The organism is Henriciella sp. (assembly GCF_029937755.1).
Taxonomy (GTDB): domain Bacteria; phylum Pseudomonadota; class Alphaproteobacteria; order Caulobacterales; family Hyphomonadaceae; genus Henriciella.
Genome location: NZ_JAPYPG010000004.1, coordinates 377,300 through 392,143, shown reverse-complemented (window position 1 = coordinate 392,143; position 14,844 = coordinate 377,300). Strand labels below are relative to the sequence as shown.

Sequence of the window (14,844 nt, the reverse complement as noted above, 5' to 3'; positions counted from 1 at the left end):
CGAGATGAAGAAGATAATGATCGGCGCAGCCGTGGCTGCCATGACCTTTACGACGGCCTGCCAGAGCGGCATGGGCGTTTCCGAAAGACAAGCCTATGGCGCAGGCGGCGGCGCACTTGCCGGCGCAGCCCTTGGCACGCTTGCCGGCGGCGATGATGGCCGCAATGCCGCGATTGGCGCGGCTGTCGGCGCCCTCGCGGGTGCTGCGGTCGGCACATATATGGACAAACAGGAACGGGAGCTGCGCGCGCGTACGGCCGGGACCGACATCCAGGTCGAGCGCCAGGGCGACCAGATCGCCCTCACCATGCCGTCCAGCGTGACCTTCTCGCTCGATAGTGCGCAGCTGAAGCCGGAATTCTACGGTCCGCTGAATGAAGTGGCCCAGACGCTGGTCGAATATCCGCGTACGGCTGTCGATATCGTTGGCCACGCGTCTGCCGATGGTCCGGACGACTACAACCAGCAGCTGTCCGAGCGCCGCGCAAATTCGGTTGCCAACTACCTGCAGGGCCAGGGCGTCCAGCCGGTTCGCATCAATGCCTATGGCATGGGTGAGCGCCAGCCGGTTGCCAGCAACGACACCGCAGCCGGCCGCGCCGCCAACCGCCGGGTCGAAATTCTGCTGAACCCGGTCACGGAAGGCCAGGCCAACAACTACTAGGCCTGAGGCAAAGCTGAAAAAAGAAGGCCACGGGAACATGGTTCCTGTGGCCTTTTTTCTGTTGGAGGGCGGCGTTGGCCTCAGGCGTCCGTGACGCTGGTGACCTGGTAGGTCAGCGGATCGCCTTCATGGCTGTTGACCGTCACATACTCACCGACAGCGAATTTGTGTTCGCCAAGCCGGTAGGTCGGCTCGTCGGGGCCTTCATGATCTTCATCGTAGTGAAAGAACCAGTGACTGCCGCGATGGGTCAGCCAGCCATCGGCGCGTTCATCCGGGTCCGGATCGAAACGGATAACCGTCGCCTTTTCGCGTTTGGCGCGCCATTCCTCCAGATTGATCCCGCCGTCTTCGTTGAGGGGCGCCGTCACGACATAGCCCCGTTCCGCATCGCCGGACGGAAAGCCGGGATTGCGGGCAAGGCGCAGCACTACTTTCTTGAAGCTCATTATTTATCTCCGATCATTTGCCTCACCATATCAATGAGGCAGGGGGCACGTACGATAGGGGAGATTACGTAAAGTGCCGGCATGATCCAGAGGTCTGGCTGATAAAAAAAGCCGGGCAAGGCTGCCCGGCTTTCTCATGGTTTGAAACCTTGTGTCGTGCCTAGGCGGCCACAGGCTGTTTCGCGTCAGCTGGCGGGAAGCGGTCGTAGAAGCCTTCGCCCTTGGCCGCCATGTCCTTGAGAAGCTGAGGCACCTTGAAGCGCTCGCCATACTTCTCTTCCATCTTCTCGGCCTCTTCGACGAAGGGTTTGATGCCCCAGATCAGGTCGACATAGGAGCAGCAGCCGCCGGTATAGGGCGCAAAGCCCCAGGCGAGGATGGAGCCGATGTCGGCGTCGCGGGCATCGGTGATGACGCCTTCCTCGAAGCAGCGGGCGACCTCGATGGCCTGGCGCACCAGGAAGCGGTTGGTCAGGTGCTTCTTCAGATCCGGCGGACACTCCTCGACCTTCACTTCCAGGCGCGAGTTGAGATCCGGCCAGAGCCGTTCCGGCTTGCCCTTCTCATTATAGTCGTAGAAGCCCTTGCCGGCCTTGCGACCGACACGGCCCTGATCCTCGACCAGCCAGCCGAGGAATTGCGTGCGATCATCGCTCTGGATGTCGACGCCCATGGCTTCCGCCGTGGCGCGGGTGACCTTCAGAGCGGTATCGAGACCAACGGAGTCGGACACTTCCAGCGGGCCCATCGGCATACCGGACTGGCGCCCGACATTCTCGATGATGGCCGGCTTGATGCCCTCGGCGAGCATTTCCATGCCTTCGCGGGTGTAGGTGCCGAAGCAGCGCGAGGTATAGAAACCGCGCGAGTCATTGACCGCGATCGGCGTCTTGCGGATGGCGAGGACATAGTCGACCGCCTTGGCAAGCGTGGCTTCGGAGGTCTTTTCGCCCGAGATGATCTCGACGAGACCCATCCGTTCCACCGGCGAGAAGAAGTGAATCCCGATGAAGTTCTCCGGACGCTTCGACGCCTTTGCGAGGCCGGTGATCGGAAGTGTGGAGGTGTTCGAGCCGAACACGGCATCCTCGCCGAGGACCTCTTCGGCCTGCTGGGTGATCTTGGCTTTCAGCTCTTCATTCTCGAAGACGGCCTCGACGACGAGGTCAGCGCCTTTGACGTCGTTATAATCATCCGTCGTCGTGATCAGATCGAGGAGCTTGTCACCCTTCTCCTTGGTGGACTTGCCACGGGAGATGTCCTTCTCGACGAGACGGCGGGAATAATCCTTGCCCTTCTCGGCGTTTTCCTTGGAGACGTCGACGAGCACGGTCGGAATACCGGCCTTGGCCTGGACATAGGCGATGCCTGCGCCCATCAGGCCGGCGCCGATGACGGCGATCTTCTTGAACTCCGTCTTCGGATAACCCTCGGGGCGGTTGCCACCCTTCGAGAGCGCCTGCGTCGACAGGAAGAGCGAGCGGATCATCGCTTTCGCTTCCGGGCGCGCCTGCGTGTTCAGGAAGTAGCGTGTCTCGATGCGCAGACCCGCATCGATCGGCACCTGGATGCCTTCATAGACGCAGGACAGGATGTTCTTCTGGGCCGGATAATTGCCGTAGGTCTTGGCCGCCAGCATCATGTTGGACATGGTTGCGACCTGGCCGGCGCCCGGGCTCTTGTGAACCACACCGCCCGGGACCTTGAAGCCTTTTTCGTCCCACGGCGCCTTGGCTTCGGGATTGGCTTTCACCCAGGCCTTGGCTTTCTCGACGACTTCTGCGCCCGGCGCGAGTTCGTTGATCACGCCCATCTCGTGGCCCTTCTTCGCGTCGAAGCTGGTGCCCTGGAGGATCAGCGGAAGCGCGGCCTGTACACCAACGAGACGCGGCAGGCGTTGCGTGCCGCCGGCGCCCGGCAGGAGACCGATCTTGGCTTCCGGCAGGCCGAATTGCTGTTTCGGGTTGTCGTCGGCTGCGACGCGATAGTGGCAGGCAAGTGCGACTTCGAGGCCGCCACCAAGCGCGAGACCGTTCAGGGCGCAGGCCACCGGCTTGCCGCAGGTTTCAAGCTCGCGGAGCGTCTTGTTCAGCGTGAAGCCGCCTTCGAAGCGCTCCTTGAGTTTTTCGTCTTCGCTCTTGGCACTGTTGTCGGCCGATCCGGCGCGATTGCCCATCTCGCCGAGGTCTGCGCCAGCGCAGAAACCGGACGGCTTGCCGGAGGAGACGACGAGACCCTTGATCTTGTCGTTTCCGGCGACTTCCTTGGCGATCGCCACGATGTCGGCGACGGCCTTGCCGGTCAGCGTGTTCATGCTGCGGCCCGGCACGTCGAACACAGCGTGCGCAATGCCATCGCCGTCAATGTCGAATTTGAAGGTTTCGAGTTCCATCTTCAGTCTACCTCTTAAACGCGTTCGATAATCGTGGCGGTGCCCATGCCGGCGCCGACGCAAAGTGTGACGAGCGCGGTTTCCTTGTCGGAGCGCTCCAGTTCGTCGACCATGGTGCCGAGCAGCATGCCGCCGGTTGCGCCGAGCGGGTGACCGAAGGCGATGGCGCCGCCATTCACGTTCATTTTCTCGTGCGGGATGCCCAGAAGGTGCATCATCAGCATCGGCACCGAAGCGAACGCTTCGTTCAGCTCGTAGAGGTCGATATCGCCGACATCCATGCCGGCCTTCATCAGCGCCTTGCGGCTCACCGCTGTCGGGCCGGTCAGCATGATGCCCGGTTCCGAGCCGATGGAGGCCATCGCCTTGATGCGGGCGCGCGGCTTGAGGCCCATGCGCTCACCCATTTCCTTCGAGCCGAAGAGGACAGCGGACGCGCCATCCACGATGCCTGAGGAGTTCCCGGCATGGTGGACGTGATCGATGCTTTCCAGTTCCGGATAGCGCTGTTTGATGACCTCGTCGAAGCCCATGCCGCCCATCCCTGCGAAGGACGGGTTCAGCGAGGCGAGCGACTGCATGCTCGCATCCGGGCGCATGTGCTCGTCATGATCGAGGATGACCGCACCCATCTGGTCCTTGACCGGGACGATGGATTTTTCGAAGCGCTTTTCTTTCCAGGCCTTGGCCGCACGCTGCTGGCTCTCGACGGCATAGGCGTCGACATCATCGCGTGAGAAGCCCCACTTGGTGGCGATCGTGTCGGCCCCGATGCCTTGCGGTGCGAAATAGGTCTTGATGGCGACCTGCGGGTCAGCCGACCACGCGCCGCCGGCCGCGCCCATCGGAACACGCGACATGCTTTCGACGCCGCCGCCGATCGCCATGTCGGCTTCGCCCGTCATCACCTTGGAAGCGGCCATGTTGCAGGCCTCAAGGCCGGACGCGCAGAACCGGTCGACCTGAACGCCGGCGGTGGTTTCGGCATAGTCGGCGTTCAGCACGGCGATACGGGCAATGTCTGCGCCCTGTTCGCCAACCGGCGAGACGCAGCCGAGGACGACATCATCGACATGTTTGGTGTCGAGTTCGTTGCGGTCGCGCACGGCCTGCAGGGCCTGCGTGGCCAGCGAAAGGGACGTGATCTCGTGCAGCGACCCGCTGCTCTTGCCCTTGCCGCGCGGCGTGCGCACGGCGTCGTAAATATAGGCTTCAGTCATTTCAGGGGCTCCTTCTGGGGAATTCTCGAATTTACATTGTGCGGGCGATGAGCATCTTCATGACTTCATTCGCGCCGCCATAGATGCGCTGGACGCGGGCGTCGGCATACATCTGGCCGATCGGGTATTCGTCCATATAGCCGTAGCCGCCATGCAGCTGCAGGCACTCGTCGATGATCTTGCACTGCAGATCGCTGATCCAGTATTTCGACATCGACGCGGTCGCCGCATCGAGCTTGCCCTGGATGAGCAGCTCGGTGCAGTGGTCGGCGAAGACCTTGGCAACGGTTGCTTCTGTCTTGCATTCGGCGAGCTTGAACTGGGTGTTCTGGAAATCCCAGATCGTGCCGCCAAAGGCCTTGCGCTGTTTGACGTACTCGACCGTTTCGGCAATCGCGCGCTCGATCATGGCCACACCCTGTAGCCCGATGATGTGACGCTCCTGCGGCAGTTTCTGCATCAGCTGGATAAAGCCCTGGCCTTCTTCAGAGCCAAGCAGGTTCGAGGTCGGCACGCGGACTTCATTGAAGAACAGCTCGGACGTATCCGCGGCTTTCTGCCCGATCTTTTCAAGATTACGGCCGCGTTCGAAGCCTTCGACCTCGTCGGTCTCGACGCAGATCAGCGAAATGCCTTTCGAGCCCTTAGTCGGGTCGGTCTTGGTCACGACGACGATGAAGTTGGCTGTCTGGCCGTTGGAGATGAAGGTCTTCTGGCCGTTGATGACGTAGTGGTTGCCGTCCTTCTTGGCGGTGGTCTTCACCGCCTGCAGATCGGAGCCGGTGCCCGGCTCTGTCATGGCGATGGCCGCGACAAGGTCACCGGAGGCGAGCCTGGGCAGCCAGTTCTTCTTCTGCTCCTCGGACCCGAACGCCTCGATGTAGGGGGCAATGATGCCGTTGTGCAGCGTGATGCCGAAGCCGTCGATGCCCTTCCACTGCTGCTGTTCGATGATGACCGCCTCGTGGCGGAAGTCACCGCCCGCGCCGCCATATTCTTCCGGCATGGAGGCGCAGAGAAGACCGGCCTCGCCCGCCTTCTTCCACATGTCGCGGGGCACATAGCCCTGCTTGCGCCAGCCTTCGACATGCGGCTTACATTCCCGATCGAAGAACTGCCCTACCGCGTCGGAAAAGATCGATATCTCTTCATCCTGGCGCCACTTGGCGGCTGGTACGTCGAGCACGTTCTGCATTCTGGTCATCTCCCTTGGCGTGATCCGTCGACAGGTTGTCGTTTACGTTCACGTCAACATATAAAGCTCGGCTTCTGGTGGCGCGAGTCCTCACGCAACGTCATGTTGCAGCTATTCGAGGGACGGCCGGGAAAGGGCCGGCCGTCCTGTGTTTCGTGGCCCTAGAAGCGCTCGGCGTCGAGCGCCATGAGCGGGTCTGCGCCCGTCTTGAGCTTGGCGAGGTGCGCGGTCGTTTCCGGCAGGATCCGGCTCACGAAATAGCGCCCCGTAACGAGCTTGTCGTCATAGTACGGGTCCTGGCCGCGTTTTTCCACCGCCGTCTTGGCCATCATCGCCCACATATAGGCCAGTGCCGTCAGGCCGAAGAGGTTGAGATAGTCGGTCGAGGCGGCGCCGGCATTGTTGAAGTCGCTCATGCCGTTCTGCATCAGCCAGTTGGTGCCGTCCTGCAGCTGCGCCTTGGCGTCCTTCAGGCCGTCGATGAAGGGTTTGAGATCCTCATTGTCCTCATTGGCGCCGATAAAGTCGTCCATCTCCGCGAAGAAGGTGAAGATCGCGCGCCCGCCATTGGCCGCGAGCTTGCGTCCGACCAGGTCAAGCGCCTGGATGCCATTCGTGCCTTCATAGATCAGGGTGATGCGAACATCGCGGACATATTGCTCGACGCCCTGTTCCGTCGTGAAGCCCGTGCCGCCATGCAGCTGCAGCGCGTCATTGCAGGCCTTCAGGCCGCGATCGGTCAGGAAGGCTTTCACCACCGGCGTCATCAGCGCCATGTAGTCGCCCGCCTTTTCGCGCACTTTCTCGTCGGGTGACTTGTGCAGGAGGTCGCCATGCAGCGCCGTCCAGTAGGTGAACATGCGCGCGCCCTCGATGAAGGCCTTGCTGTCCAGCAGCAGGCGGCGGACATCCGGGTGCACGATGATCGGATCAGCAGGCTTCTCCGGCGCTTTCGGGCCCGTGAGCGAGCGGCTCTGCAGGCGCTCGCGGGCAAAATCGGCCGCGTTCTGATAGGCAACTTCGGCCTGGGCGAGGCCTTGAAGGCCGACACCGAGGCGCGCTTCGTTCATCATGATGAACATGGTGCGCATGCCCTTGTGCTCTTCGCCGACAAGCCAGCCGGTCGCGCCGTCATAGTTCATGACGCAGGTGGCGTTGCCGTGGATGCCCATCTTCTCCTCGAGGCCGCCGCATTCCACTGCGTTGCGTTCGCCGAGGGAGCCATCTTCCTGGACCATGTATTTCGGCACGACGAAGAGCGAGATGCCCTTGATGCCTTCAGGCGCGCCCTCGATCCGGGCAAGGACAAGGTGAACGATATTGTCGGTCAGGTCCTGCTCGCCGCCGGAAATCCAGATTTTCTGGCCGGTGATCTTGTAGGAGCCATCCTCCTGCGGGACGGCCTTCGTCTTGATCAGGCCGAGATCGGTCCCGCATTGCGGCTCGGTGAGGTTCATCGTGCCGGCCCACTCGCCGGAGGCCATTTTCGGCCCATACTTCGCCTTCTGCTCATCGGAGCCGCCAGCCATCAGCGCTTCATAAGCGCCCGAGGTCAGCCCCGGATACATGCCGAAAGCCATGTTCGCCGAAGACACCATCTCCGACAGGGCAATCGCCAGCATGTGCGGCAGGCCCTGGCCACCATGATCTTCATGCTTGGAGAGAAGCGGCCAGCCATTCTCGATGAACTGCTTGTAGGCATCGGGAAAGCCGTCCGGCGTCTTTACCGAGGCATCATCATGACGGATGCAGCCTTGCTGGTCGCCCACGCGGTTCAGCGGAAACAGGACTTCCTTGGCGAATTTTCCGCCCTCTTCGAGGATCTGGTCGACAATGTCGGGGGTCGCGTCGGAAAAGCCCTCGAGATTTGAATAGTTCTGCAGCGACAGGACATCATGGAAGATGAACTGCATTTCGCGCACGGGCGCATCATAACGCGGCATGGATTACCCCTCAGAATAGAAATTCGCGGCGTTTCCCTTAGCAGGTGAAACGCCGCGCTGTCAGCCCCGGTATAGAGCGGAAATTGCAGGCTCAGGCGTCGTCGAGCTGTTTGCGGGCGACGGCATCATAAGCAGCAACGTTTTCTGCATGGTCGGAGGTCGGACCGATCTTGGAGAGATCGTTTTCGAGCCATTCGATCCCCTTGCGCAGTTCGACGAGGGCAACCTCGATGTCTTCGCGCTGGTTTTCGAATTCCTCGACCTGGTTGCGGAATTTCTCGAGCGTCTTGCGCTTCTGGGCGCGCTCATTGTCGCCGAGGCCGTAGAGGTCGAGAATTTCGCGAATATCGGCGAGCGGCAGGCCGAGCCGCTTCATACGGACGATGATGGTCACGCGGGCGCGGTCGCGATGAGAGTAGACGCGGGTCATGCCGTCCCGGGCCGGGTGGAGCATGTCCTTGTCTTCATAGAAACGCAGGGCGCGAGGCGTGATGCCAAATTCGCGGGCGAGTTCCGAGATCGTGTAGGTGCGAGACTCGGCAATGGAGAGAGAAGCTGTATCAGGCATAATTCCGGATAATATCTGGCTTTACGCGAACGTCAACGTCATCTTTCCGTTTGCGTCAAAGTAAAGGGCTTTTCCACGCTTCGCGCGGAGGACTTTCAAAAGGCTGACAGCAGTCTGAAGAATTCATGTCCGTAAATTTACCTTTTTAACCGGGCTTTAAGACGAAGCTTACCATTCAGGACATGATCAACTGGCGAAATATGCCGTCTGCACCAAGCAGATCGGCAATCGTTTGGAGCGGGTAGCATGAGTAATTACGGCCCCTGGAGCGTAAAGGGCATCGACCAGAGAGCCCGTGAAGCTGCGCGCGAGGCGGCCAGGGAAGAGGGGCTGACCATCGGCGAATATATCAACCGCATGCTGCTGGAAGAGACTGCTGAAGAAGAGGCCCCCTCCGTGCGCGATTTCCGCGCGCCGCGCTATCCGCGCCCGGTGGAGGACAATGACCCGCACGGCCAGCGCCGCCAGCAGGAGGGGCGCGGCACGTTCGATCAGCTCATTGCCCGCCTCGAGGCTGTCGAGGCGCGCTCGACGCTTGCCCTGACCGGTATCGACCAGTCCATCGTCGGCCTCGTTGCACGGCTCAACAAGACCGATGCAAAATCTGACCAGGTGGCTGAGAACGTCGATACGCTGATCGATGACCTGACCACGACGCATGAGCAGCTGCAGGACAAGGTCCGCGCGCTCGAGGAAGACGAGACAGGCGCGCGCAACCTGGAGTCGCTGAAGTCTCTGGAAAAGGCGCTCGGTCAGCTGGCCGGCCACATCCACGAAGAGAGCGCACGCAACCGGACCGACTCCGCCGAGGTCCGCAGCAAGCTCGAAGCCGGGCTGGATGACATCGGCAAACGCGTTTCCGGCATGGAAGAACAGGTCGGCAAGTCGCTTCAGCAGGCTGAGGCGCGGTCCGAGGGGACGACGAAACACCTGGCTGACCGCCTCTCCGATCTCGAAACCAATGTCGCCTCGAAACTGTCGCGCATTGACCAGTTCAATGAGCGCATGGGCGCTGTTGAAGGGGACGTTGCCGGCGCATTGACCTCGATCGAGTCGGTCATGACGCGTATGCAGGAGCGCCTGCACCGCGCCGAGGAGACGACGAATTCCGCGCTTCAGGGCCTTGAGCAGACATTCAACCGCCTTGATGAGCGCATTGACGATATCGCCAAACATGCCTCCCCGGAGGCGGCCGCTGAACTCCGGTCGCAGTTCGAGAGCCGGTTCGATGGCCTGGCTGCCGAGCTGCGCGGTTCGATCGAAACGGCCCGCGAGGAACTCGCCCGCGAGATCGAGCAGGCAGCCTCGGCCGCGGCTCCGGAACAGATGCAGGCCATCGAGGAGTCTGTCGATAGTCTCCAGAAGCGCATGTCCGCCAGCGAGGAACGCTCCAGTCGCGCGCTCGAGGGCATGACCAGCCAGGTTGGGCGTATCTCCTCATCGCTTGACCGGCGCCTGCGCGAAGTTGAATCGCGCGATCCCGGCGAGGCCGTCGAAGGCGTGCGCGCCGACATGGACAAGCTGACCCAGGAAGTCAGTGACCGGTTCGACCAGTTCGGTGCGCAGAATGATGAGGTGATCGACAAGATCACGGATCAGATGAAATCGCTTGCCGACCGGTTCGATGACCGCGTCGAGGAAAGCGAGCAACGCAGCGCCAATGCCATCGAACAGGTTGGTGAACAGGTTTCCAACGTCGCCCAGCGCCTGCAGGCCCGTCAGGAGCGCGCCTTTAACGAGCTGAAGGAGTCGATGGATTCGGCCCGCAAGCAGCAGAGCATGCGCCTCTCCGACGCGCTGTCCGGCGTGTCCGACCGGATCGACCGGATGCAGCAGCAGCAGGCCTCCGCCATGTCGCCGGTCCAGAAGGCCATCGCCTCGCTGGCCACGCGCCTGGAAGCGCTGGAAGATTTCACGACGCCGCCGCATGCCGAGACAGAACGCCACGAAGAGCCTGACTTTGCCCCGCCGGCCTATGACCATTTCGGCGATGCGATAGACGAGGCCAACGCGCTGCGTTTCGACACTGAAGACCTGCCGGCAGAGGACGCCATCGAGGTCCAGGCCGAAAACGATGTGAGCGCGCCGGAGGACGCCACCGGCGACGACATCTTCGAGATCGAGATCGACGATGACGAGCTGCTCGCCGAAGAGGATGAACCCGACGATGAAGCCGCCTTCGAGGCTGGCGTGCCGGACATCTCCGAGCTGGACGACCTTACCGAGGAAGAAGGCCTGACAGAGGACGAGACGGCGGAGGCCTCACCGGAATTCATGGCCGACCTGCCGGAAGAGCCCGACGAGGCGGACGAGGACCCGCTCGCAGAGCTGGGCGGTTGGGAAGACGCCGCCGAGGAAACCCGCGACAGCGATATTTTCGGTGATGATGATGACGAGGATGTCCTGACGGGGTCGGAGGCCTTCGATGACGAAGCCGATGAGACGGAAGACGAGCTCGTCGCCGACACCGAAGAAGAGCCTGCAACAGAAGAGCAGGGTGCGCTTGAGGAAGACCGTGAGGCGATGGATTATCTGTCCCGCGCCCGCAAGGCTGCCATGGCGGCCACAGCCGATCCGCATTCACGCCACGCTTTTGGCAACAATGGCGGCTCTCGCGGCAAGTCCCGCATTCCGCTTGTCGCCGCTGTCTCTGTCGTGGCACTGGCGACGGCCGCGGCCGGTACGTTCATTACACTCCGCGGCCTGCAGGAAGATCCCGGCCGCCCCGTCATCCCTGCCAGCGAGCCGGTAGCGGCTGACCAGACCTCGGCGGCGTTGCCGGAAGAGGCTGCCGTTGCAGAGCTCGAGCCTCAAACGGTTCCGGAGATCAATCCGCTGGCGACCGCCGAACTGGCTGGCCTGAGCCCCGAGGACGAGGCGGCTGTCGAGGACGACCTGTTCGAGGAAGAGGCCGCCATTACGCCTGAGCCGGAAGCAGCCGAACCAGCTGCGCCGGCTGTCGACTTTGCAAGCCTGCCGGAAATCCCGAAGGCCCCGACGCTCGAAACGGCGGCTTCGGAAGGCAATTCCGCCGCTCAGTTGATCCTTGGTGAGCAGCGCCTTGACGCTGGCGACTATACCAGTGGGCCGAGCCTTGTCCGCAAGTCAGCCGAAGCCGGTGAGCCGGCGGCCCAGTACCGTCTCGCCAAGCTGCATGAGCGCGGCCTTGGTGTGCCGAAGGATCTCGCAGCCGCCCGCCAGTGGACCGAGCGCGCCGCTGAAGGCGGCAACGTCAAGGCGATGCACGATCTCGCTGTCTATTATGCCGAAGGCGAAGGCGGCCAGCAGAGCTATGCCGCCGCCGTTGAATGGTTCCGCAAGGCCGCCGACTATGGCCTGACCGACAGCCAGTACAATCTCGCCGTTCTCTATGAAGCCGGTCTCGGTATCTCACCGAGCCCGACCGAAGCGCTCTACTGGTACGAAGTCGCCCATAATCAGGGCGATGAAGGCGCAATCGACAAGGTCGAGGAGCTGCGCGCGAAGGTCTCGCTCGATGCGGCCCAGCAGGCCCAGCGCCGGGCTGCGACCTGGACGGCGGCAGAACAATCCGGTCGCGCCAATGGCCAGTTCGATCAGCAAGCCTGGCAAGGGGCATCAACCGAGCAGGTGCGCGCCACGCAGACGGTCCTCAACGCGCTTGGCTATGAAGCCGGGCCGGCCGATGGCGTGATGGGCGCTGGAACACGTGCGGCGATCACAAGCTACCAGCAGGACGCAAACCTGCAGGCCACCGGATCGATCACGCCGGAGACCGTCGCGACCCTGAACGAAATGGTCGCTGCAGGCGCCCAGACCGGCTGATCTGTTCCAGGCTGGCCTATTCGAAGACGGGCCGTGCCCCGTAAGCGAGCCGCCGCCACAGCACATACAGCCCGACCGCGACCGTCATGATGGCGAGCCAGTGAAGCTCGGTGCGCGTCCAGTTATTGATCGCGATCCCGGCCAGCCCCCAGCCAAGGCCCGCGAAGAACCAGAGCGAGCGGCTTACCCGTGTCGCAAACACCCAGGCGAGGATGGCGGCGGGGACAAGCGCAGACCAGAGCGACAGCCAGACCTGGTCGGTCGGCGCGAGGTCCAGGATGGTGCGCATCAGTCTCGGCACCGAGATCGAGATCGCAACGACAGCCCAGCCCGACAGCAGACCGCTCAGCGCGGCCCCGATGAGCCTTGGCCCGGTGCCGTCCCAACCGCCCATAAGGTGCAGGCGTCTTGTCGCCTCCCAGGCAAACCAGACAATCGGGATCAGGAGAACGAAGTTCAGCCACTCATTACCGATGAACTGCGCTGCCAGCATCCAGATGACATTGCCCGCCCCGGCAAGCAGCAGCGGTGCGCCGACATGATCTTCCAGATACCCCCTGCGAAAGACAGCCATCAGCGCGAAAGCAAGGTAAAGCGTGAAGATCACGCTCCAGATCGAGAAGAAAATGCCAGGGGGCAGCTCAGGCGGAATGCCGCCTTCGCGGGCCTGCGTCCCGATCGTTTCCCCGAGGCCGGCAAAGGGCAGCAGAGGGGCGGTCCATTGAAGGATAGCGACGAGAAGGAGCAGATAGGGCTGGGCGGGTTTCATGCCTTGTCACCTAAACCGGGCAGGCCTGATCTCAAACATATGCGTGCTTATTGTCTGAAAGCTTGACCGCGGTGCCCATCTCCTCAGTGCTGAGCCTGCCACAGCTCACGGGCGATGGACCCTGCGGTCCAGCCGCAGGGAGGCGTCTACTGAGCTACCTGGCCTTCATCGTCCCGGATCGGCTGCAGGATATTCAGTCCCCCGCCAGCGGATCGTCGGGCAGCATCTTCTCCAGCGTCGCCAGCCAGTCAGCTTCGGCCGACGGCTTGTCCCAGCGGATGCGGTTGATGCGCGGGAAGCGCATGGCGAGGCCGGACTTGTGGCGGGGCGAGCGCTGCAGCCCCTCGAACGCGACTTCGAGCACCAGCCCCTTGTCCTCTGTCGCCGTTACCGCGCGCACAGGCCCGAACCGGTCGATTGTGTTCTCGCGCACGAACTTGTCGAGCTGTTTCAGCTCCTCATCGGTGAAGCCGAAATAGGCCTTGCCCACCGGCGTCAGTTCGCGTCCGTTCTCCCCTTCGCGCCACACGCCGAAGGTAAAGTCGGAATAGAAACTGGAGCGGCGCCCATGGCCGCGCTGAGCGTAGAGCAGGACGGCATCGACCAGGAACGGATCACGCTTCCATTTCCACCATGGTCCTGTCGGGCGTCCCGCTTCATAGACGCTGTCCCAGCGTTTCAGCATCAGGCCTTCGATCTCGGGCGCAGGAGGCGTGTTGCGGTGTTCCTCAAGTGCTTCAAGCGTGGTGACAGGCACCAGCGGCGAGAGGTCGATCCGGTGGCTTTCCACGGACTCCACGAAGTCTTCCAGCCGCTTGCGCCGGTCCCTGAAAGGAAGCTGGCGCAGATCTTCCTCACCTTCGACAAGGAGGTCATAGGCCCGGATAAAGGCCGGTCGCGCCTCCATCTGCTTCTTCGTCACCGTCTTGCGGTTAAGGCGCTGCTGCAGTGCGTTGAACGGCGCGACACCGCCATCAGGCGCCCGGATCAGCAGCTCGCCGTCGATTGCGGCCTCGAAGTCCATGCCGGCCAGCACATCGGGAAAGGTGTGAGAGATATCGTCGCCGGTGCGCGTATAGATCCGCCGCGTCCCGCGCTCCGAGACCGCCTGGACGCGGATGCCGTCATACTTCCATTCGGCTGCGAAGATGGCCGGGTCGATCATCTCCGGATCGATGGCGTCCGGGTCGTCGCGCTTGTCCTTGGTGACCAGCGGATGGGCGAGCATGACCGGCCGGAAGGGCGCGGCGATGTCCGGCGATGGTTTCTCGGCATTCCCGTCGAGCCAGTCGAACAGGCTCTCATAGGGCGGCTCCAGCCCGTGCCAGATTTCCTCGATCTCGCCGGGCTCCACCCCGCCCATTTCCGCCAGCGCGACCTTTGTCAGCCGCGCCGACACGCCGATGCGGAGCCCGCCCGTCACCATCTTGAGAAGCGCCCAGCGGCCTTTCGGGTCGAGCATGTCGAGCCACCCGGCCACCAGGCGTTCGCCCTCGGCCCGGGTTGCGCCGAGCAGTGTCTCGACCACGTCCTCAATCGGCGGCACGCGGTTCGCGCCGCGCTGCCCGGGCCAGACGAGACTGACCGTCTCGGCAAGGTCGCCGACATAATCATACGACATCCGGAAGAGTTCCGGGTCGGTGCGCGCTTCCACGAGTTTGCGGATGGTCCCCGCCTTCACGCCGGGAATGTCGAGTTCGCCGGTCAGCACGGCGAGACCCCATCCCCGGGCCGGATTTACTTCACTAGTGAAGTAATTTACAAGAAGGTCGATCTTCCCGTTTCGTGACGGGGTCAGGATCAGCCGTTCGAGGAGGTCGGAAAAGGCCTGCATCGGCAA

Annotated in this window: 10 protein-coding genes; 2 read left to right on the top strand and 8 right to left on the bottom strand. The window is 62.5% G+C overall.

The features are described from left to right. Nucleotides 1–4: 4 nt before the first annotated feature. Complete coding sequence (locus Q1K29_RS11695; RefSeq protein WP_300394960.1) at nt 5–664, top strand: OmpA family protein; 660 nt, start codon at nt 5–7, stop codon at nt 662–664. An 80-nt stretch (nt 665–744) separates the two neighbouring features. Here Q1K29_RS11695 and Q1K29_RS11690 read toward each other — a convergent pair whose 3' ends face one another. From Q1K29_RS11690 to Q1K29_RS11665, 6 genes are all read right to left on the bottom strand, one after another. Beyond that, nucleotides 745–1,113, bottom strand: coding sequence for a hypothetical protein (locus Q1K29_RS11690; RefSeq protein WP_300394958.1), 369 nt, complete (start codon nt 1,111–1,113; stop codon nt 745–747). Nucleotides 1,114–1,273: 160 nt separating this feature from the next. Further along, complete coding sequence (locus Q1K29_RS11685) at nt 1,274–3,505, bottom strand: 3-hydroxyacyl-CoA dehydrogenase NAD-binding domain-containing protein (RefSeq protein WP_300394956.1); 2,232 nt, start codon at nt 3,503–3,505, stop codon at nt 1,274–1,276. 14 nt (nt 3,506–3,519) lie between these two features. Continuing rightward, nucleotides 3,520–4,725, bottom strand: a complete 1,206-nt coding sequence (locus Q1K29_RS11680) for an acetyl-CoA C-acetyltransferase (RefSeq protein WP_300394953.1) — start codon at nt 4,723–4,725, stop codon at nt 3,520–3,522. A 31-nt stretch (nt 4,726–4,756) separates the two neighbouring features. Continuing rightward, nucleotides 4,757–5,920: an acyl-CoA dehydrogenase family protein gene (locus Q1K29_RS11675; RefSeq protein WP_300394951.1), complete on the bottom strand. Its 1,164-nt coding sequence runs from the start codon at nt 5,918–5,920 to the stop codon at nt 4,757–4,759. Nucleotides 5,921–6,081: 161 nt separating this feature from the next. Next, entirely contained in the window at nt 6,082–7,863 is a 1,782-nt protein-coding gene (locus tag Q1K29_RS11670) for an acyl-CoA dehydrogenase C-terminal domain-containing protein (RefSeq protein WP_300394948.1), read from the bottom strand. A 91-nt stretch (nt 7,864–7,954) separates the two neighbouring features. Beyond that, nucleotides 7,955–8,431: a MerR family DNA-binding transcriptional regulator gene (locus Q1K29_RS11665; protein ID WP_300394946.1), complete on the bottom strand. Its 477-nt coding sequence runs from the start codon at nt 8,429–8,431 to the stop codon at nt 7,955–7,957. A 246-nt stretch (nt 8,432–8,677) separates the two neighbouring features. Here Q1K29_RS11665 and Q1K29_RS11660 point away from each other — a divergent pair, with 246 nt between their 5' ends. Continuing rightward, nucleotides 8,678–12,235 carry a peptidoglycan-binding protein gene (locus tag Q1K29_RS11660; protein ID WP_300394944.1) on the top strand — a complete coding sequence of 1,186 codons (3,558 nt, stop codon included), beginning with the start codon at nt 8,678–8,680 and terminating at the stop codon, nt 12,233–12,235. Between the two features lie 16 nt (nt 12,236–12,251). On the opposite strand, the gene Q1K29_RS11655 is transcribed toward Q1K29_RS11660, so the two are convergent. Next, nucleotides 12,252–13,004, bottom strand: a complete 753-nt coding sequence (locus Q1K29_RS11655; RefSeq protein ID WP_300394942.1) for a hypothetical protein — start codon at nt 13,002–13,004, stop codon at nt 12,252–12,254. 193 nt (nt 13,005–13,197) lie between these two features. Then, nucleotides 13,198–14,838 (bottom strand): cisplatin damage response ATP-dependent DNA ligase, encoded by a 1,641-nt coding sequence (locus tag Q1K29_RS11650; protein ID WP_300394940.1) that lies wholly within the window; start codon nt 14,836–14,838, stop codon nt 13,198–13,200. Nucleotides 14,839–14,844: the final 6 nt, after the last annotated feature.